The organism is Rhizobium sp. BK181 (assembly GCF_014193305.1).
Classification (GTDB): Bacteria; Pseudomonadota; Alphaproteobacteria; order Rhizobiales; family Rhizobiaceae; genus Rhizobium.
Map to the genome: position 1 here is coordinate 66,029 of NZ_JACHZA010000020.1, position 19,201 is coordinate 85,229.

General features: G+C 59.4%; 18 protein-coding genes. 12 read left to right on the forward strand and 6 right to left on the reverse strand.

Annotated features, from left to right (window positions below):
- Positions 1–181: 181 nt before the first annotated feature.
- Positions 182–2,017 (reverse strand): IlvD/Edd family dehydratase, encoded by a 1,836-nt coding sequence (locus FHT77_RS27115; RefSeq protein WP_183758174.1) that lies wholly within the window; start codon positions 2,015–2,017, stop codon positions 182–184.
- Positions 2,018–2,133: 116 nt separating this feature from the next.
- Here FHT77_RS27115 and FHT77_RS27120 point away from each other — a divergent pair, with 116 nt between their 5' ends.
- Positions 2,134–3,042, forward strand: coding sequence for a LysR family transcriptional regulator (locus FHT77_RS27120; RefSeq protein WP_183758176.1), 909 nt, complete (start codon positions 2,134–2,136; stop codon positions 3,040–3,042).
- A gap of 17 nt (positions 3,043–3,059) precedes the next feature.
- On the opposite strand, the gene FHT77_RS27125 is transcribed toward FHT77_RS27120, so the two are convergent.
- Positions 3,060–3,968, reverse strand: coding sequence for a helix-turn-helix domain-containing protein (locus FHT77_RS27125; protein ID WP_183758178.1), 909 nt, complete (start codon positions 3,966–3,968; stop codon positions 3,060–3,062).
- 86 nt (positions 3,969–4,054) lie between these two features.
- Between FHT77_RS27125 and FHT77_RS27130 the strand changes: the two genes are divergently transcribed.
- From FHT77_RS27130 to FHT77_RS27155, 6 genes are all read left to right on the forward strand, one after another.
- Complete coding sequence (locus tag FHT77_RS27130) at positions 4,055–5,332, forward strand: ABC transporter substrate-binding protein (protein ID WP_183758180.1); 1,278 nt, start codon at positions 4,055–4,057, stop codon at positions 5,330–5,332.
- 76 nt (positions 5,333–5,408) lie between these two features.
- Positions 5,409–6,269, forward strand: a complete 861-nt coding sequence (locus FHT77_RS27135) for a carbohydrate ABC transporter permease (RefSeq protein ID WP_183758182.1) — start codon at positions 5,409–5,411, stop codon at positions 6,267–6,269.
- Positions 6,266–7,102, forward strand: a complete 837-nt coding sequence (locus FHT77_RS27140; RefSeq protein ID WP_183758184.1) for a carbohydrate ABC transporter permease — start codon at positions 6,266–6,268, stop codon at positions 7,100–7,102. Before FHT77_RS27135 ends, FHT77_RS27140 begins: the two co-directional genes overlap by 4 nt.
- Before the next feature lie 14 nt (positions 7,103–7,116).
- Positions 7,117–8,202, forward strand: a complete 1,086-nt coding sequence (locus FHT77_RS27145; RefSeq protein ID WP_183758186.1) for an ABC transporter ATP-binding protein — start codon at positions 7,117–7,119, stop codon at positions 8,200–8,202.
- 43 nt (positions 8,203–8,245) lie between these two features.
- Positions 8,246–10,249 carry an aldo/keto reductase gene (locus tag FHT77_RS27150; protein WP_183758188.1) on the forward strand — a complete coding sequence of 668 codons (2,004 nt, stop codon included), beginning with the start codon at positions 8,246–8,248 and terminating at the stop codon, positions 10,247–10,249.
- Positions 10,250–10,394: 145 nt separating this feature from the next.
- Positions 10,395–10,733 (forward strand): DUF2147 domain-containing protein, encoded by a 339-nt coding sequence (locus FHT77_RS27155; protein WP_183758190.1) that lies wholly within the window; start codon positions 10,395–10,397, stop codon positions 10,731–10,733.
- Here FHT77_RS27155 and FHT77_RS27160 read toward each other — a convergent pair.
- Together FHT77_RS27160 and FHT77_RS27165 are read right to left on the reverse strand one after the other, a co-directional pair.
- Positions 10,728–11,060 (reverse strand): hypothetical protein, encoded by a 333-nt coding sequence (locus tag FHT77_RS27160; protein ID WP_183758192.1) that lies wholly within the window; start codon positions 11,058–11,060, stop codon positions 10,728–10,730. The genes FHT77_RS27155 and FHT77_RS27160 overlap by 6 nt on opposite strands.
- 416 nt (positions 11,061–11,476) lie before the next feature.
- Positions 11,477–11,785 (reverse strand): ArsR/SmtB family transcription factor, encoded by a 309-nt coding sequence (locus tag FHT77_RS27165; protein WP_183758194.1) that lies wholly within the window; start codon positions 11,783–11,785, stop codon positions 11,477–11,479.
- A gap of 420 nt (positions 11,786–12,205) precedes the next feature.
- Here FHT77_RS27165 and FHT77_RS27170 point away from each other — a divergent pair, with 420 nt between their 5' ends.
- The 5 genes from FHT77_RS27170 to FHT77_RS27190 all read left to right on the forward strand — a co-directional run bounded on the left by FHT77_RS27170 (position 12,206) and on the right by FHT77_RS27190 (position 17,663).
- Positions 12,206–13,168 carry a sugar-binding protein gene (locus tag FHT77_RS27170; RefSeq protein WP_183758196.1) on the forward strand — a complete coding sequence of 321 codons (963 nt, stop codon included), beginning with the start codon at positions 12,206–12,208 and terminating at the stop codon, positions 13,166–13,168.
- A gap of 67 nt (positions 13,169–13,235) precedes the next feature.
- Positions 13,236–14,783 (forward strand): sugar ABC transporter ATP-binding protein, encoded by a 1,548-nt coding sequence (locus tag FHT77_RS27175; RefSeq protein ID WP_183758198.1) that lies wholly within the window; start codon positions 13,236–13,238, stop codon positions 14,781–14,783.
- Between the two features lie 39 nt (positions 14,784–14,822).
- The gene (locus FHT77_RS27180; protein ID WP_183758200.1) at positions 14,823–15,848 is read left to right on the forward strand and encodes an ABC transporter permease; all 1,026 of its coding nucleotides are present in this window, start codon (positions 14,823–14,825) and stop codon (positions 15,846–15,848) included.
- A 769-nt stretch (positions 15,849–16,617) separates the two neighbouring features.
- On the forward strand, positions 16,618–16,929 hold the full coding sequence (locus tag FHT77_RS27185) for a DUF736 domain-containing protein (RefSeq protein ID WP_183758202.1): 312 nt from the start codon (positions 16,618–16,620) through the stop codon (positions 16,927–16,929).
- A 569-nt stretch (positions 16,930–17,498) separates the two neighbouring features.
- Positions 17,499–17,663 (forward strand): hypothetical protein, encoded by a 165-nt coding sequence (locus FHT77_RS27190; RefSeq protein ID WP_183758205.1) that lies wholly within the window; start codon positions 17,499–17,501, stop codon positions 17,661–17,663.
- A gap of 63 nt (positions 17,664–17,726) precedes the next feature.
- Here the strand turns inward: FHT77_RS27190 and FHT77_RS31680 are convergent, their stop codons facing one another.
- Together FHT77_RS31680 and FHT77_RS27200 are read right to left on the reverse strand one after the other, a co-directional pair.
- On the reverse strand, positions 17,727–18,125 hold the full coding sequence (locus FHT77_RS31680) for a hypothetical protein (RefSeq protein ID WP_183758207.1): 399 nt from the start codon (positions 18,123–18,125) through the stop codon (positions 17,727–17,729).
- Complete coding sequence (locus FHT77_RS27200; protein ID WP_183758209.1) at positions 18,122–18,832, reverse strand: ParA family protein; 711 nt, start codon at positions 18,830–18,832, stop codon at positions 18,122–18,124. Before FHT77_RS27200 ends, FHT77_RS31680 begins: the two co-directional genes overlap by 4 nt.
- Positions 18,833–19,201 lie beyond the last annotated feature (369 nt).

Here is a 19,201-nt window from a genome sequence, read left to right on the forward strand (position 1 = left end):
GAGGCGCCCAATATCAAGAAAGAAGAGCCACCCCTCCATCCCGGCGGCGGCTGGAAATCGAGCACAATCAACGCCGCTCGACAAGCTCAAATTCGTTGCCGCGCGGTAGCGTGTCTGCCGACGCAATGGGCGCGGTGCCGGAAATGGCACCGCGCCCATTGTTCTCCAGCCCGCGCTTGGCCTAGTGGTTGTCGCGCGGAATGCCCTTGGTCTGGGCGATGCGCTGGTACTTCACCGCGGGCTCGAGAACGGCACCGGTTTCCATCTGGCCGACGTAGGTCCGCTGGATTTCCTGCCAGGGGGTCTGGCTCTCCGGATAGACATACCCGCCTGCTGCCTCGAGCGCCTTGCGTCGTTCCGCAAGCTCCTCGTCACTGATGAGGATGTCGGCGGTCCCCTTCTTCAGGTCGACGCGAACTTGGTCGCCGGTCTTCAGCAGCGCAAGCCCGCCGCCGGCTGCCGCTTCCGGCGAGGCGTTGAGAATGGATGGCGAACCTGATGTGCCGGACTGACGACCGTCACCGATGCAAGGCAGGGAACTGATACCCTGCTTCAGCAGGTAGTCGGGCGCGCGCATGTTGACGACCTCGGCGGCGCCGGGGTAGCCGATTGGGCCTGCGCCGCGCATGAAAAGGACCGTCGAGGCATCGATTGCCAGCGACGGATCGTCGATGCGATGGTGGTAGTCTTCCGGTCCGTCGAAAACGACCGCGCGACCGACAAAGGCTTCCGGATCGTTCGGGTTGGAGAGGTAGCGCTGGCGGAACTCGGGCGAGATCACACTCGTCTTCATGATGGCCGACGAGAAGAGGTTGCCGCGCAGGACCCGGAAGCCGGCGCGCTCCTTCAGCGGACGCTCGAACGGACGAATGACCTTGTCATCCTCGATCGTCGCTGTTGTGTAGTTTTCACCGACAGTCTTGCCGTTGACGGTCATCGCGCTGGTGTTGATCAGGTCATGCTTGATCAGCTCGCCCATGACGGCGGGAACACCACCGGCGTGATAGTAGTCCTCGCCGAGATATTCCCCCGCCGGCTGCAGGTTGACCAGCAGCGGGATTTCCTCGCCGTATGTCTGCCAATCATCGACCGTCAGTTCGACGCCGACGTGGCGGGCCAGCGCGTTGAGATGGATCGGCGCATTGGTGGAGCCGCCGATAGCAGAGTTGACGCGGATCGCGTTGATGAAAGCGTCCTTCGTCAGGATGTCGGAGGGCTTCAGATCCTCGCGAACCATCTCGACAATGCGCAGCCCACTTTCATAGGAAATTTCCTGTCGGTCGCGATAGGGCGCGGGAATGGCCGCTCCGCCCGGCAGTTGCATGCCAAGCGCTTCCGCGAGCGAGTTCATCGTGGTCGCCGTACCCATGGTGTTGCAGTAGCCAGTCGACGGCGCGGAGGATGCGACAAGCTTGACGAAACCCTGGTAGTCGATCTCGCCGCGCGCCATCATCTCGCGCGCCTTCCAGACGATCGTACCGGAGCCAGTGCGCTCGCCGCGGAACCAGCCATTCAGCATCGGGCCGACCGAGAGCGCGATCGCCGGAATGTTGACGGTTGCCGCGGCCATGAGACAGGCGGGCGTTGTCTTGTCGCAGCCGATGGTCAAAACGACGCCGTCCAGCGGGTAACCGTAGAGAACCTCAACGAGGCCGAGATAGGAAAGGTTACGGTCGAGACCCGCGGTCGGACGCTTGCCGGTTTCCTGGATCGGGTGGACCGGGAACTCGATGGCAATACCGCCAGCGTCACGAATACCTTCACGTACGCGCTTGGCGAGTTCAATGTGGTGACGGTTGCACGGCGACAGATCCGAACCGGTTTGTGCGATACCGATAATCGGCCTGCCCGATTGCAGTTCTTCCTGGCTGAGACCGAAGTTCATGTAACGCTCCAGGTAGAGCGCCGTCATGTCCGGGTTTGCGAGGTTGTCGAACCACGCCTTGGAACGAAGCTGGCGCGATCCGTCCTGCTCTTGAACTGCGTTCTGATTCGGGGAGGGGGTCTTCTCTGCCACGATAGATGTCCTTGCGTTGACGCGGTTGTTGTCATGCACTTAACTGATCGGTACACGAATGTATAATCAGTCTTTCGCATTTTGATATGCGAATTTCTTATATCGGGTGAGGCATTATGGGATTGGATGGTTTCAGACTGCGACACTTGAAGATGCTCGTGGCGCTCAGTGAGCACGGAAAACTCGGTGTGGTTGCTGAAATGTTTGGTGTCTCGCAACCGGCGCTTTCGAGAACCTTGAACGAGCTCGAGCAGATGTCCGGGCACCAGCTCTTCGAACGCCATAACCGGGGTCTGATCCCGACACTTCAAGGCGAGGTGATCGTGCGCCACGCCAAGATGCTGATCTCGGAAGCACAGCGCGCCGAGTACGAGATGGTGGTCGCCGCGGCCGGGCAGGGAGGTAGCGTTGCATTCGGCACGATCATGACACCCGCGGCCGACTATGTTGCCCCGGCCCTGCAGCGGATCTTCGACACCCATCCGACGATCGATATCAGCATCGCCGTCGGTAGCAGTGACGTCCTGCTCGAGGACGTCCTGAGCAGAAGGCTGGACTTTGCCGTCTGCCGCATTCCAAGTGGCATGAACCCACTCTGGTTCGATTATCTGCCTGTTGGTCAGGAAACCCTGCGCGTCATCGTGGCAGTTGATCACCCCATGTCCACCAAACCACTCGTAACCGAGGAAGACCTGAGGAACCAGAGCTGGGTGCTCCAGCCACACGGTTCGTTCCTTCGACAGGTCGTTGACGACTTCATACGCCGCCATGGCATCGTCCCGGCGAGCGTCGTTTCGACCGCCGATGCGCTGCTGACCATGCTTTTGATTCTGCAGAGCCAGCGGCTCGGCATTTTCGCCGAGCCTGTCGCGGCCCTGCTTCAACGCCACGGTCTCGTCAAGGCGCTGCATATCGAGGGGGACATATCCGTCCCCGGGTTCGGGCTCATCAAACTCAGGGACCGCGAGCTCTCCGCCTCCGCCGAGCTGCTCTACAATGTGTTTGCAACGACGCGGAGCCCATGAAAAAACGGCGTTGCAGCTCAAGGCGCATATTGCGTGACCATCCGCGCGTCCCGGCGGAAGTCGGACGGTGACATGCCGGCGATGTGGCGGAATGACTTGTTGAATGCACTGATCGAACCGAACCCGCTGTCCATCGCAACCTGCAGCACATTTGCCTCATCATTCATCAGCATCGCCTGGGCACGAGAGAGGCGCAGAAGGTTCACATACTTGTTGAGTGTCATGCCTGTTGTCTTCTTGAACAGGTTCATCGCGTATTTCGGATGAAGGTCAGCGGCGCGGGCGATGTCGACCGAATCGATTTCCTGCAGGAAGTTGACGGCGATGAAATCGCACATCCGCGCCACGCTGCGCGACGACTGCGGATAGCACTGCTCGATGTCGTCGGCATCCGTCGGCCCGAGTGTGGGAATCATGGTATAAGGTTCGAGTGCGATTCGCTCGACGCGCAACAGCATCTCATCGACGGCGTGCTGTGCCATGGCCGGATCACCCGACCGCGTGTAGCGCACCCAGCGCGGAAAGTTCTCCATGTCCGCCGCGTCGGTCGCCGAAGTAAACAGGATCTCGCCCTTCATCAGGCGGCTCGAGATGTTGAGCGGCAGGCGCATGCGGAAGAAATAGACGAGCGGCAGGTGCCCCCCTGCATAGATCGCATCCTCGGAGCAATCGTCCATCTGATGCGGTTGCCCGCCCCAAAACAGGCACATATCCCCAGCCGTCATCGAGATCTTCTGCCCATTGATGCGGTAGTGCACGCTGCCCCGCATGACATAATTGACTTCGACCTGCACATGCCAATGCGGCATCAGCATCACAGGTGGATGATTGTGAAACATCTGAAGGGCTGTCGGCAACCCTTCGATACTGCTCGCTCCCGGCTGGTAGACAGCCCGCCTTACGATCTTACTTTCCGCCAAATCCATGTTCCCTTTTTAGGAGACAGCGGCTCCCTTCCAGATAGTCTAGCCGCGTTCGCTAAGGGACGGCAATTGAAAAGGGAGGATTTTCAATGCGCTTCAAACTTATCGGTGCGACCGCTGCAGTCGCACTGCTTGCTTCCGGTTCTGCATTCGCGCAGCAGTCGGGCAATCTCACCATCTGGAGCTGGAACATCGCCGCATCGGCGCTGAAGTCCACGCTCGAGGGCTTCAACAAGCAGCATCCGGATATCAAGGTCACGGTCGAGGATCTCGGCAACCAGCAGGTCTTCGACAAGATGCTGGCGGCCTGCGCTGCCGGCGGCGAAGGGCTTCCCGACATCGTCAGCGTCGAGAATTTCGAAGCGGAAATCTTCTGGAGCCGCTTCCCCGACTGCTTTGCCAACCTCAAGGAACTCGGCTACACGCCTGAAATCCAGGCGAAGTTCCCTGACTTCAAGCGCACCGAGCTCGAGGTCGGCGATGTCGCCTATGCGATGCCGTGGGATTCCGGTCCAGTCGCGGTCTTTTATCGCCGCGACTTCTATGAAAAGGCAGGCGTTGATCCGTCGACGATCAAGACCTGGGACGACTTCATCGCCGCAGGCAAGAAGATCTCTGCCGCCAACCCGGGCGTCGTCATGGCGCAGGCCGACTTCAACGGTGACAGCGAATGGTTCCGCATGATCTCGAACGAGCAGGGCTGCGGCTACTTCTCGACCGATGGCCAGACGATCACGATCAATCAGCCGGCCTGCGTTGCAACGCTTGAAAAAGTCAAGCAGATGAAGGATGCCGGCACACTGACGGCCGCTATCTGGGACGAGAAGATCCAGGCCAATACAGCAGGAAAGGTCGCCAGCCAGATGTATGGCGGCTGGTACGAAGGCACAATCCGCTCCGGTTCGCCCGATCTCTCGGGCAAATGGGGCGTCTATACGATGCCGAGCCTGACGGCGGACGGCCCGCATGCGGCGAACCTCGGCGGTTCATCGCTCGCGATCGCTGCCAACTCCCAGAACAAGGAAGCAGCCTGGACCTACATCAACTATGCACTCGGCACCAATGAGGGCCAGGTCACGATGCTGAAATCATTCGGCCTTGTTCCGTCGCTTCTGACCGCCGTCCAGGATCCATTCGTCAACGAACCTCTGCCCTACTGGCATGACCAGAAGGTATGGGCAGACATCCTGTCGACCCTACCGAAGATTGTTCCAAGCCGCGGCACGGCGTTCCAGACGGATGCCGACTCGATCTACAGGGCGGCGCAGACCAAGTACTTCGCCGGTGGCTATCCCGACGCGAAAGCCGCGCTCGATGACGCGGCAAAACAGATCGCCACCGCCACAGGTCTTCCTCTTGCGAACTGAGTAATGGCGCCGGGCGTGACGACACGCCCGGCCTCCATCCCAAGGGATGGCTCGTCTCGTTTGTGAGGAGAATAGAATGCCGATCCGGAACCGGAACGCCTACGCTTTTCTTGCGCCCTATCTCCTGGTGTTTGCCACCTTCTGGATATGGCCGATCATCAGTTCATTTCTGACGTCGTTTCAGAACACCCGCGTCAATCCATGGAAATTCAGTCTTTCCATTAACTGGGGTCGTCTCATTGGCGATCCGGCCTTTTACAACGCGCTCTACAACACGCTGATCATCCTGGTCATCCAGGTTCCTGTCATGATCGCCATCGCAACTGGCATGGCAGTGCTCTTGAACTCACCGCTTTTGAAGGCGCGACCGCTGTTTCGCTTTGCCTTCTTCGCGCCCGTCGTCGTTGGCGAAGTAGCCTATTCAGCCGTCTTCCGGCTGATGTTCAGCTTCGACTTCGGGATCGTCAACAAGATCATCACTCTCGTCGGTCTTCCCGCCGTTTCCTGGTTCGATAATGCCAACGCCGCCATGACACTGATCATCATCGCCGTGACATGGCGCTGGGCGGGCTATAACGCGATCATTATTCTCGCCGGCTTGCAATCCATTCCAGACGACGTCTACGAGGCGGCAACGCTGGACCGTGTCAGTAAGACCCAGCAGTTCTTCCACATCACCCTGCCGCTCCTGAAACCGATCATCCTTTTCTGTGTCATCCTGTCGGTCATCGGCACGATGCAGCTGTTCACGGAGCCGTTCCTCATCACCAATCGCGGTGGCCCGGGGGGTGGAACGGAAACGCTTGGTCTTCTCCTTTATCGCGAAGGCTTCCGCTCGCTGAATTTCGGCTACGCTTCGGCTGTCGCCTACACGATGGCTGCGCTGGCAGTCGCAATCTCGCTCCTCAACCTCTGGATCGGAAGGGAGCCAAAGTGAGATCGAAGTCTCAATCGCTGCTGCTCCGGCAGATTGCCCTCCACGCTGCCCTGACGCCGCTTGCCATCATCTGGCTATTTCCGTTGTGGATGATGTTCGTCTTCTCGACGATGTCGGACTTCGGCATCTTCAGCCCGGAGATCGTGCTCTTGCCCTCGACCAATTTTGTCGAGAACTTCAAGAACCTGCAGGCTGATACCAACTTCATCCGCGCGATGTTCATCTCCATCGGTGTTGCCGCAATCTATACGTTCCTATCGGTACTGCTCACCTCGATGGCAGGCTGGGCGCTGGCCCGCTACCGCTTCGTCGGACGTTCGATCGTCATCGGCATCATTCTGGGCACCATCACGCTGCCGTTTGCCGTCGTCGTCATCCCGCAATTCATCATGGTGGCTCGCGAGTTCAAGCTGGCCAACACCTGGATCGCGTTGATCGTGCCGCCGCTCTTTAACTCGCTCGGCGTGCTGTTCATGCGCCAGGCCTTCTCGATGATGCCCGGCGAATTGTTCGATGCTGCCCGTGTCGAAGGCGTCAAGGAATGGCAGATCTTTCTCCGGATCGCATTGCCGCTCGCCAGGCCGACGATGGCTGCGCTCGCCATCATCCTCTTCTTGCATTCCTGGAACAACTACCTCTGGCCGCTGCTCATCAACTCCAAACCGGGGATGATGACAGCACCAGTGGCGCTCGGAACGCTGATCGGCCTGACCAAGGTCTCCTGGGGCGGGATCATGGCTGGCGCCATGTTGCTGACAGCGCCGATCCTAGTCGTCTTCGTGTTCCTGCAGCGCCACTTCATCGCCGGCATTGCGGCCGGCGCAGTCAAATAATCGGGAAACGCCTGATGTCTGAACTTTCGTTGAAAAATGTCGTGAAGCGCTTCGGCGCGCTGGAAATCATCCATGGCGCCAATCTTGAGGTAAAGGACGGCGAGTTTGTCGTCTTCGTCGGCCCATCTGGTTGCGGGAAATCGACACTGCTTCGCATGATCGCTGGCCTCGAGGACATATCGGCTGGCGAGATCAATATCGGCGGCAAGGTCGTCAATGACGTGGAGCCGGCCGACCGCGGCATTGCGATGGTTTTCCAATCCTATGCGCTTTACCCACATATGACGGTGGAGGAAAACCTGAGCTTCGGGCTGCGCATGAACGGCAACCCGAAGGCGGATACCGAAAAACGGGTCAAACACGCTGCGAACATCCTGCAGATCAACGAACTGATGCAACGGCGGCCAAAACAGCTATCGGGCGGCCAACGCCAGCGCGTTGCGATCGGCCGGGCCATCGTGCGCGAGCCACAAGTGTTCCTCTTCGACGAGCCGTTGTCGAACCTCGACGCCGAGCTACGCGTGCAGATGCGCGTCGAGATCTCCCGCCTTCACAAGCAGCTCGGCACGACGATGATCTATGTGACGCATGACCAGACGGAGGCGATGACCCTTGCCGACAAGATCGTCGTCCTGCGCGCCGGCAACATCGAACAGGTCGGCGCACCACTCGACCTCTATGACGACCCCGCCAACCAGTTCGTGGCGGGCTTCGTCGGCTCACCCAAAATGAACTTCTTGAAAGCCGAGATTCTGGAGCGGAACGCTGCAGGCGCGACGGTTGCCCTTGCTGGCGACAGAAACGTTCGGCTGACCATGCCGGTAACAAGTGCACTGGAATCCGGTGCGTCGGTAACGCTCGGCGTACGGCCGGAACACTTCGTTGACGCAGGGCAGGGCAATGCGGATCTCACCGTCACCATCGACGTCGCAGAACACCTTGGCAACACCAGTTACATCTACGCGACCACGGCGGCGGGCGAACAGATGATCATCGAGCGACCCGAATCTCGCGCCGCTGGCAATCGAGACACCCTGACGGTCGGTCTCAGCGCCAAGCACAGCTTCCTGTTCGACAGCGCCGGCAACCGCCTCCGCTGACTCCGAATTCATCCCAAGACTATGCAATGAAGAAGGAATTCCCATGAGCACAGACCAACCGATCCGCTGGGGCATCATCGGCCCAGGCACCATCGCGCGCACGTTTGCGGACGGCATTGCGCATTCGCGCACAGGAAAGCTCGTCGCCATCGCCACCCGCACCCCGGAAAAGCCCGGGCTTGGCGAAAACTTCCCCGGCGCCCGCATCGTCAAGGGCTACGACGCGCTGCTGACGGATCCGGAAATCGACGCGATCTATATCGCCACACCTCATACTGGCCATGCCGAATGGGCGATCAAGGCGATCCGATCAGGCAAGCATGTCCTCGTGGAAAAGCCGATTGCGCTTTCCGCATTCGACGCCGACGCAATTTATCACGAAGCGAAGAAAGCCGGCGTCTTTGCAGGCGAGGCCTTCATGTATCGCGTCCACCCGCAGACGGCCAAGATTGTCGAATTGGTCAAGAGCGGTGTCATCGGCACTGTGCGGATCATTCGCTCGAGCTTCGGCTTTAACATGGGCACGTTCAGACCCGAGCATCGGCTCTTTGCCAACGAGACGGCCGGCGGCGGCATTCTCGATGTCGGCGGCTACCCGGTCTCCATGGCGCGATTGATCGCTGGTGCAGCCGAAGGTAAAGCGTTCCTCGAGCCCGAAAAAGTCTCCGGCGTCGGCCACCTTGGCCAGTCCGGGGTCGATGAATGGGCCTCGGCCGTCCTGAAATTTCCAAACGGTATCATCGCCGAGGTGTCATGCTCGATCATGGCCCAGCAGGACAATACCCTGCGCATCATCGGGTCGGAAGGACGCATCGAGGTCAAGGACTTCTGGTTTGCCTCAGGGCATAAGGGTGGCATCGGCAACATAGACGTCATCAAGGGCAACGAGCTGCAGACCATCGAAGTCAAGGAGGATCGTTGGCTTTATTCCTTCGAGGTCGACGCAGCCGGCGATGCCATCCGCGCCGGTGAGACGGAATTCCGCTCTCCGGGCATGGGTTGGGCCGACTCGGTCGGCAATCTGCGCGTCCTCGACCAATGGCGTTCCTCCATTGGCCTGGAATATGCGATCGAGCGGGCAGATCGCCGGAAGACGAACCTTGCGGGGGCACCCGTGCGACCAGGCAATGCCGTCCCGCGCCGCCAGATCCCTGGCCTCGCAAAACCTGCGTCGGTCGTGACTCTCGGCTTCGAATTCTTCCCGAACTTCGCCGCCGCGTCGCTGACCCTTGATGCGTTCTACGAGGCAGGAGGCAACGTGTTCGACACGGCCTTCGTCTACGGCGGTGGCAAGACGGAAAGCATCTTCGGAGACTGGCATACCAGCCGGCAGGTCCCGCGCGAGGAGATCGTGCTGATCGGCAAGGGCGCCCATTCTCCGCTCTGCTATCCCGATATCATCGCCAAGCAGCTCGACCAGTCGCTGAACCGGCTCAAGACCGACTACGTCGACATCTATTTCATGCATCGGGACAATGTCGACGTTCCGGTCGGAGAGTTTGTTGATGCGATGGATGCCGAGGTGCGCCGAGGCCGTATTCGTGGCCTGTTCGGCGGTTCGAATTGGACGCGCGAGCGTATGGATGAAGCAGCAGCCTATGCTGCCAGGACCGGCAAGACGGCGCCGGCTGCGCTCTCGAACAACTTCTCGCTCGCAGAAATGCTCGACCCGATCTGGGCTGGATGCGTGGCAGCCTCCGACGACGACTGGAAGACGTGGCTCAAGCAGAAGCAGATACCGAATTTCGCCTGGTCCAGCCAGGGACGCGGCTTCTTCACCGACCGTGCCGGACGTGACAAGCATGACGACGAGGAGATCGTGCGGTGCTGGTACTCGGACCGGAATTTCGAACGCCGCGACAGGGCCATAGAGCTGGCAATCAGGCTGGGCCGCAGCCCGATCCACATCGCGCTTGCCTATGTGATCGCGCAGCCTTTTCCGGTCATTCCGCTGATCGGGCCACGGACCATCGCCGAGCTTGAGGACAGCCTCTCGGCGCTCGACATCAAGCTTACCCCCGAACAGGTAAAGTGGCTGGAAGCGTAAGTGAAGGATGGTCGGCCCGGGACCCTGTCCCGGGCAGATGGAGACACCAGGCCAAGGAACGCTGGAGCAGAGCGCCCTGAAAGCGTATACTCCACCGCCTTAGGCCGGAAGCGGCCCTAGCTGGTCATCAGAGAGGGAGCGAACCATGAAACGGCTGGGTTTGATCACGGCGTCGCTGACGCTTGTGGCCTCCAGTGTTTTGGCTCAAGAGCCTGTCGTCGGAACCTGGAAGACACAAGTCGGTACCACCGCCGCCATTGACGAATGCGCCCAAGGTTACTGCATCACGATGAAAACCGGAAACAACGCTGGCAAGCGGATCGGGTCCTTCCGCGGCAGTAACGGCAACTTCACCGGAAGCATTGTCGAGCCCGAGAGTCGGAAAACCTTCAACGGCGTGCTGACGCAAACCGGGGATACGGTGCATATGCGAGGTTGCACCTTAAAGGTGATCTGCGTCTCCCTCATCTGGACACGGCTATGACAGGCGACGCGACAACGCCCTCGTGTCTTTCATGGCGCCGATGACCTGGCGGTATTCTTCCGCAATGGATATTGCCGCCCTTGCCACCACGGGATTGACCGTCTTGCGGTCGATCGCGTCCGAGCAGGCTTCGAAAACGCCCCGCAACTCCCGCTCGATCCATGAGAGTTCCGGATAATGCTTCACCAGCACCTGTGGAAGAAGTTTTGCCTTGGCTCTCATTGACTTCGAGCGATCAATGGTGGCCGGGCCTGCATCGGTAATATCCAGAATTGCTGCTTCAAGCTTTCCAGTGGCGCTGACGATATCGGTAATCAAAGGGGTCATTTTTCCCTCCTGACATTACACCTGATTTCGCCATGCATTCTTCGTGCCAACCGGCTCTCAAAGGGCTCCGGAGACGTCTGGAAAGCCCATTACGGGTTTCCGGTAGTCGAAATGTGCGATGTTGCGCCTGCCGGAAAACGGTCGGCATTATCCCAAATGCGCATGCCGCCTGTTTTATAGGCGCGATCGCGAAGGTGATGAAGATTGATGCAGTTGCGCCATCGCAGATGCAGCGAGGCGTCCATCGTGCCGTCCGGTGACCTGATGCCGGTGCCTTGCTGCAAGGATCAAAAGGAAGACCAGGGACCTGATTGGACCAACAAGACAACGGAACAAAACCGACCTCGAGACACAGGATCGGGACGACCGACAAACCGGCAGGCGCGCGGCCGGCCAGTCGGGACGCCCTGGACTACCTATTCGTCACGAGAAGGAAACATGCCTGAGAGCACATAAAGCAGGTCGATCGTCTCGGAATGCAGAACCCGGTAGTAGACCTGGCGTCCCGTCCGTCGTTCCGTAACGATGCCTCCCGATCGCAGCTTCGCCAATTGCTGAGATACTGCAGCCTGAGGCATGTCGAGCGCGTCCTGCAATTCCCCAACGCTGCGCTCTCCGCCTGCGAGCGCGCACAGGATTCGCATTCTCGTCTGATGGGACATGTGTCTCAGGAACTGGACTGCCTCGTGGATACTAAAGCAGTCGACTATGGCTTGATCTGACATCCTCGATCCGTCGTCTTAAAGCGCGCTTGGCGCGGCTTTGGAATTCAGCAATTGGCGCGCCCGCGAGCATTTGCAAACGGCAGCGACGGAATGCCACAGAGAGGTGACAGAGCGAATCCTCGGTGGTCCTCGGCAGACAAGGAAACGGGCGGCGGGAAGCACAATTGGCGGATTTGGAGGCAGCGACGACCATTTTGGACAGGTCGGGCGGTGGGCTGTACGAACGCTTTGATCGCTTTGAAGAAATCTGAAAATCCAATTAATATTACTATTTACTAATCAAGAAACTCGTATACCGTCAGCAAGGACGACCGGAACGATGCATTGGTCGCGCTCGCGACGCCTTGGAGGAGGCGCATGCATCCGGCCGCCAGTCGCAAAACGGGCACACGCACCGGTGGCCCCCTCGGGAGGTGTACTATGAAGCCTATGAAGACTAATGCTGCCCTGTTCATTGCAGGACTGATGCTGAGCGTCGCGTCGGTCACGTCATCCCATGCTGCCGACAAGCCTACGCTTGCCTTCGTGGTCAACGGCGCCTCCGATTTCTGGAAGGCAGCCGAGGCAGGCGTCAAGAAGGCGCAGGCGGAAATGCCTGATTACACGATGGAACTGAAATATCCTGAGCAGGCATCCGTTGCCGTGCAGCAGCGCCTGATGGACGATCTTGTCAGTGCGGGCGTCAAGGGGATCATGGTTTCTGCCGTGGATCCAAAGACCTCGACTGATGGGCTGAACAAGATCGGCTCGCAGACCGCGCTGTTCACCACAGACAGCGACGCACCGCAAACCAATCGCGTTGCCTATATCGGCTCTTCCAATATCGACGCCGGCAAGCAGGCGGCCGAGATTGCCAAGAAGGCGATGCCGGACGGCGGCAAGTGCATCGGTTTCGTGGGCCTTCTTGGAGCTGACAACGCCAAGGAGCGCATCCAGGGCATGAAGGACGGCTTGAAAGGAACAAAGATTGAGCTGACCGACGTGCGCGGTGACGATATCGATCAAACCCGCGCAAAGAAGAATGTCGAGGATGCTCTTGTTGCGAGCCCCGACGTCACCTGCATGGTCGGCTTCTACTCGTATAACACGCCTAGGATTTACGAGGCCCTGCGTGATGCGGGCAAACTTGGCCAGATCACTGTCGTTGGCTTTGACGACGACCCGATCACACTTGGGGGCGTCAAGGAAGGTACGGTCGCCGCGACTGTCGTGCAGCAGCCGTTCGAGTGGGCCTACCAAGGCATGAAGCTGATGGCCTCCTACCTCAAGGGCGACAAGTCAGGGATACCGGAGAACAAGCTCATCATCATTCCGACCGTGATCGTCGGGAAGGACGACGTCGATGCTTATGCCGCTAACCTGAAGGCCATGGCAGGAAAGTAGATCTCCTTCGCGGCAGCGATGCGAAATCGCTGCCGCGAACGATGTCCCAAGCCAGTGGCATAGCAGCATGGACCGGTCCGCAAACAACCACGACATACCACCACCACTTCCGGAGAAGCCGTTTCTCACCCTTTCCGGCATCGGAAAAACCTATCCGGGTGTGGTCGCTCTCGACGGACTGTCGATCGACATTTTCCCCGGCGAGGTCATCGGCCTCGTCGGCGAGAACGGTGCGGGGAAGTCGACCCTGATGAAGATCCTCGGGGGTGTGATCGCACCCGATCGGGGTACAATGCTGCTCGACGGGGTCGAACGGCATTCGCTCAGCGTCGAAACGAGCATTGCCTCGGGCATCGCCTTCGTGCATCAGGAACTCAATCTGTTCGAGAATCTCGACGTCGCTGCCAATGTCTTCCTCGGTCGTGAACCACTCAAGGCAGGTCCCTTCAGGCTCGTTGACCGGAACCGGTTGAGGGACATGGTCAAGCCGCTTCTGAAGCGGGTAGGGGCGCATTTCACGCCCGATACACCGGTCGCTTCCCTTTCACTTGCCGAACAGCAGATGGTCGAGATTGCCAAGGCGCTCTCCATCAACGCCAGACTTGTTATTTTCGACGAACCGACCTCGAGCCTCCCTCTGGCCGAAACCGAGCGTCTCTTGAGCATTATTAATCTGCTCAAGGCGGATGGCATCAGCGTCATCTTCATTTCGCACCGACTTCACGAAGTCGAGCGCGTCGCTGACCGGGTGATCGTGCTGCGCGATGGCATGCTGGTCGGCACACTTGCCAGAGCAGATATTGGTCATGACCAGATGGTCAAGCTGATGATCGGCCGCGTCCTGGCGGCACGAACGGCAAAGCCAAGGCGATCGCCTGGCTCGGTCGCGTTAAAGGCAAGCATGGTTCGGACTGGCGCCTATCCTGGCCGGCCCGTCGATCTCGAAATACGCTACGGCGAAATTCTCGGGCTTGCAGGGCTCGTCGGATCGGGCCGCACCGAACTGGCGCGAGTGCTATTCGGCATTGACCGAAGCTATGGCGGAGCGGTCTTGCAGGATGACAAGCAAATCGCCATCAACAGCGCGCGAGACGCCGTTGAAAACGGTATCTTCCTGGTGCCCGAGGATCGCAAACGCAACGGGATCCTTCTCGACCTCCCGATCGCAGCAAACATAACGCTCGCCAATCTCCCCGCCCTTGCCACGAACTTCATGGTTTCCACCGACCGAGAAAGGACCGCGGCCGAAAAGCAGCGTGCCCGCCTCGGCATCAAGGCGCCCTCCGTTTCGGCGCGGACAGGCACTCTGTCCGGCGGCAACCAGCAGAAGGTTGTTCTCGCCAAATGGCTGTCGATGAGCCCGAAGGTCATGATTTTTGACGAGCCTACACGCGGCATCGATATTGGCGCCAAGAACGAAATCTATGGCCTGATGCGAGCACTTGCGGACACCGGCGTCGCGATCCTGATGATATCGAGCGACATGGAAGAGGTGATCGGCGTCTCCGACCGGATCGCCGTCATGCACGAGGGCCAGATCGCCGGCATACTGGACGATCAGGAGATAAGCCAGGAAAGCGTGCTTTTGCTTGCCGTCGGCAAACGGCTAAAATAGGGCCGCGACCTACGGAACAGGCATCGGAACGGAAACGCGATGACAAAAAAAGACCTCGGACTTCTGCTGCTGATCATCGTCGTGGGCATCGTCGTCGCGATCATAAATCCACGCTTCCTGCTACCCATCAATCTTGCGAATACATCAAATCTCATCGGGCTTTTCGGCATCCTGTCGATTGGTCAGGCCTTCGTGATCATCACCGGCGGCATCGAACTCTCCGTGGGGTCGCTGGTGGCGCTCCTCGGTGTGCTGTTCATCGATTTCATCGCTGTACAGGACATGTCCCCGACCCTCGCCCTTCCGCTCATCCTGGCGCTCGGGGCAGTCATCGGGGCGATTCATGGCTGGCTCATCACCCGGTTGAACCTGCAGCCCTTCGTCGTCACACTCTGCGGTCTTCTGATCTACCGCGGTGCCGCGCGCTTCTACACCGCCGACGGAACAGCGGGATTTGCGTTCGGCCAGAATTTCCCTGAACTTGAATTCCTCACGGCCGGTCGGTTCTACGGCGTGCCAAACACCTTCATTGCGCTTGTCGTCATCGCCGTTGTGATGTGGGTGGTGCTACACCGGTCGGTGTTTGGTCGTTACCTCTATGCAATCGGGAAAAACGAGGAAGCTGCCCGCTACTCCGGCATCCGGACCGGCCGGATGATCATGGCGGCCTACGTCATCTGCGGTTTGCTCACCGCCCTGTCCGCCATCTACTTCGCCATGTACACGCGCTCGATCTCACCGGCCAGCCATGGTCAATTCTATGAACTCTATGCGATCGCAGCGGCGGTGCTAGGTGGTTTTTCACTCCGTGGCGGCGAGGGATCCATCATTGGGGTAGTGCTCGGCACGATCCTCCTCCAGGAATTGCAAAACCTGGTGAACCTCCTCGGCATCCCGTCGTCATTGAATTTTGCCGTCATGGGCGGGGTCATCCTGATTGGTGTCCTGATCGACCAGCAATGGCACGCCATTCGCGCGCAACGTCGTCTTGTCTCGGCAGCCAAGCAAACCGAAACCCGCGTACAGGCAGAAGCAAAGACCACAGCCATAGCCAGTCAGGAGTGAGCGCGAGCCACTGACGCCACTGAGTTTCATAAATCTGAAACGACCGGGCATGACACCGAAAATGGTGCGCAACGCTGTCTTCTGCTAGCGGCAAGAAGTGCGGGTTTGTGGGCTGAGGATCGATACACCGTTAGGATGCGCTGTAGCGCCTGTCCATCAACTGCCGGCCTTCAAGGACGTCGTCAATCTCGTCATACCGCACGCTGAAGACAATTCGTCAGGCTTCGCGGCACGTCGGTTTTGTCCAATCTGGCTCCAGGCAAAGCGCCACGCCGACCTGCATAAACTCCAACAAGCGCTAACCGGCGATGCGGTCGCGTGGTGCCCGGATCCTGTCCCATTGGCGCGCAGACCCGACGACCGACAATATCCGGCAGGCCGTGAACGTCTGCGGAGCGTTGCGACAAGGCTACCAGGTCAGGACATGTCGCCGGATCGATCGAGCGGAGACGGCATCGTGCGGGCGTTTCGCGGTGATTGCTTCGCTGATGCCCCCGATTTGACAGGACGCTCCACCGCGGTCTCGATGAGGCTTGTCTGACCCAAGATCGCCTTGCCTTGCACGGCTCGTTCGGCATGGCGCAACGGCCGGCTCGTTTTCTTCCCCTGCCGGCCAGGGCCGTCATTCCTCGCGCGGACAAGAAAGCCTTGACCAGGCCGTCCTCCACTTCGTTGCGGTCTTTGAAGATGCGCGCCGCCCGTCTTCGGTCTCATCGACAGCCATCGAGGACGCGATGGGCGCGACCCGATCAACAGAAGGAAGACAGCAATGGCAACCATCGGCTCTTTCACCGCATCCAGCGACGGCTTCACCGGCACGATCAAAACTCTCAACCTCAATGTCAAAGCCAAGATCGTTCGCGTCGAACGCTCGTCGGAAGATGCTCCGGACTTCCGGGTGCTCTGCTCAGGTGTCGAGTTCGGCGCCGGGTGGCTGAAGCAGGCTCGCGACAGCGAACGCGACTACATCTCGGTCAAGCTCGATGACCCCTCGTTTGCAGCACCGATCTACGCGACGCTGGCCGAAGTCCAGGGCCAGGAAGGACTGCAGCTCATCTGGTCGCGCAGCGCCCGCAGATAGGCCACGCAATGAGGCCCCGCCCAGATCCGGGCGGGGCTTTCGCCCGTCACTTGTTGAGCGCGCCGCTCAGCGCATTGCCGCCATGAACGTCGCTCTCCTGGCGGCGGCGATCTTGCTCGTCGCATCGCGCCGATTGGCTGCCTGGTGCTTTGCCGTTGCCATCACAAACTCTGGAAGCGTCTTTTCCCTCACAACGGCTTCGTTGATTTGCCTCACACTGCTTTGATCACTGTCATGCCCAACGCATGCGGATGGCCATCCCAACCCTAGCCTTGCCGCGGCAGCGGCGGCATCTCGTCACGGCAGCACTCTTGGCACCCGGACGCAAGGGAAAAACTGGTGCCACACGAGAGCTAAAACTGTCAGCTCAGACCGGGCCAGTGTGCCGGGTGGGTAAAGCCAGCTCAAGGCCGCACGGCCCCTCCGATTTTCTCTCCGCTTCGCTGCACTACGCTGCGACAAAACTGGTTCCTCCGCACGCCGGCTCTGCCGGTCGCATGCGCGCCTTGACCTGGCTCTCCCCGCCCTGCCTGCCGCCGTCATCTGTCACATCAGTCACGGAGACGACGATGACCATCGACCAGCACATCGAAGAACTGCGCGCCGAGGCCCGCAATGCCGAAACGCTTCTGGAGCGCAAGGCGATCGAAGCCGAACTCCAACTGGCGCTTGCCGAACGCGAAGTCATCTGGGCCGAACTCGACGGCCGCATCGAGCCGGAGCCGCCGTTCTGAGGCGGCTTTGCCCGTTGCAGATCGAAGCGCGCCGGATCGACCGGCAGCCTTCGATGCTGTCTCTCAATAGCCATTGTCTTGCAGATAGATGTCGATTGCCGCCTGCAGGATCACGGTCATCTTCACGTCGTTCTCATGGGCCGCCCGCATCAACCTCTCCTTCACCGCCTGCTCCAGCGGCACGTTGACGTAGAAGCGGACTGCCCGGTCCTTTGCCCGCTTCAGGTTCTTCAGCCGCCGTGCAGCCTCCTGCTGTTCGCTGCCACGTTTTGCAGCCCGGCCGCGCCGCTCCTCTTCGGATAGACGCGGCAATGTTGCGGCAGCCTTCGGCGTTCCTGGTGGTGCACCGTCATTCCCGGTCGATCCGGAGCTTTTATTGGTGTCCGACAAAGTCATGCCGCTGTCGCACCTGCGACGCGGTGCAAGCGAGAACTGCTCAATGTCGATTGTGTCCTTGCTCACGCTGCCACCTCATCTGATGCCGCCACCCGCCGCAGCTCGATCTCCTCAACCAGGGCCTTTACCTCAAGGCGCGCCTTGCGCACGCTTTCGGTCAGTTCCTGCATCTGCAGCGTGCCAAGACCGTTCTGGATGTCACGGTAGACGTTGCGCTCGAACAGCTCCGTCTGCAGCAGCATGGTCTGATAGTTCGCCTCGATGAGGCCAGCGACGAAAGGACGAATGAAGCGGTAGGCTGCAAGGCTTCGGCCAGGCAGGGTAATTCGGGTGCGAACGTTCATGTGGATGACAGACAGCCCATAGCGGTCATTGATGTCATTGACCTCGGCGACCGTCTGCCCTGCTGCCTCGATCTCCTTGATGCCTGGCTGGACCGGCGACAACACCACGTCGGAGGATCGGATGATTGTCGTCTGCAGCACACTGTCGACCCCTGCGGCGTCAACCAGGATCACATCAAAGGCATCGCGGTATCGATCTATGGTCTCAGCAACCGCCTTGTGGGTGGCCGCGATGGTAACCTCGATATTGCCAGGAACGTTGCCTTTGGCGTGACACAGCTTCCACCAGCCGGCGAGATTCTGGCGGCCATCGGCATCGACCATCAGGACACGCTGCCCGTCAAGCGCATACTCCCCGGCCAGAAGTGTCGCCAAGGTCGTCTTCCCAGCGCCACCCTTGTTGCTTACCACTGCATAAATCAGGGACATCGTCAGCTCCGCCAGATATCGCAGAATATGAACCATTATAGTTCGTCTTTGCGTTTCGTCCAGCCTGTCGTTTTTGACCCTGCGATGTGGACAATCTGCCCCATCGTGGGCACCCACCGATCGGGCATGGCTCACGACGGTAAGATGTGGACACTTGTCCACAGAATGTGAAAGCAGGCTATGCCTATGTCATAGCGTAATACTTTCTTGCTACATCGAACTATCGTGTATTCACATGACATGGTGGCGTGATGGCGAGATAAGACTTTTCCCAATACGCCGGCTCGCCTCCACGCTCTGGGTATGCATCCAGTGACGGGTTGCAAATGCGAACCGAAACAGTCTATATTGGTTTGGCAGGATACGCAA

Coding starts and splice junctions, on each gene's coding strand:
- FHT77_RS27200 (WP_183758209.1), bottom strand. CDS start 18,832: ATGTCCCTGATTTATGCAGTGGTAAGCAACAAGGGTGGCGCTGGGAAG.
- FHT77_RS27155 (WP_183758190.1), top strand. CDS start 10,395: ATGAAACGGCTGGGTTTGATCACGGCGTCGCTGACGCTTGTGGCCTCC.
- FHT77_RS27120 (WP_183758176.1), top strand. CDS start 2,134: ATGGGATTGGATGGTTTCAGACTGCGACACTTGAAGATGCTCGTGGCG.
- FHT77_RS27145 (WP_183758186.1), top strand. CDS start 7,117: ATGTCTGAACTTTCGTTGAAAAATGTCGTGAAGCGCTTCGGCGCGCTG.
- FHT77_RS27190 (WP_183758205.1), top strand. CDS start 17,499: ATGACCATCGACCAGCACATCGAAGAACTGCGCGCCGAGGCCCGCAAT.
- FHT77_RS27185 (WP_183758202.1), top strand. CDS start 16,618: ATGGCAACCATCGGCTCTTTCACCGCATCCAGCGACGGCTTCACCGGC.
- FHT77_RS27170 (WP_183758196.1), top strand. CDS start 12,206: ATGAAGCCTATGAAGACTAATGCTGCCCTGTTCATTGCAGGACTGATG.
- FHT77_RS27160 (WP_183758192.1), bottom strand. CDS start 11,060: ATGACCCCTTTGATTACCGATATCGTCAGCGCCACTGGAAAGCTTGAA.
- FHT77_RS27150 (WP_183758188.1), top strand. CDS start 8,246: ATGAGCACAGACCAACCGATCCGCTGGGGCATCATCGGCCCAGGCACC.
- FHT77_RS27165 (WP_183758194.1), bottom strand. CDS start 11,785: ATGTCAGATCAAGCCATAGTCGACTGCTTTAGTATCCACGAGGCAGTC.
- FHT77_RS27175 (WP_183758198.1), top strand. CDS start 13,236: ATGGACCGGTCCGCAAACAACCACGACATACCACCACCACTTCCGGAG.
- FHT77_RS27125 (WP_183758178.1), bottom strand. CDS start 3,968: ATGGATTTGGCGGAAAGTAAGATCGTAAGGCGGGCTGTCTACCAGCCG.
- FHT77_RS27135 (WP_183758182.1), top strand. CDS start 5,409: ATGCCGATCCGGAACCGGAACGCCTACGCTTTTCTTGCGCCCTATCTC.
- FHT77_RS27130 (WP_183758180.1), top strand. CDS start 4,055: ATGCGCTTCAAACTTATCGGTGCGACCGCTGCAGTCGCACTGCTTGCT.
- FHT77_RS27180 (WP_183758200.1), top strand. CDS start 14,823: ATGACAAAAAAAGACCTCGGACTTCTGCTGCTGATCATCGTCGTGGGC.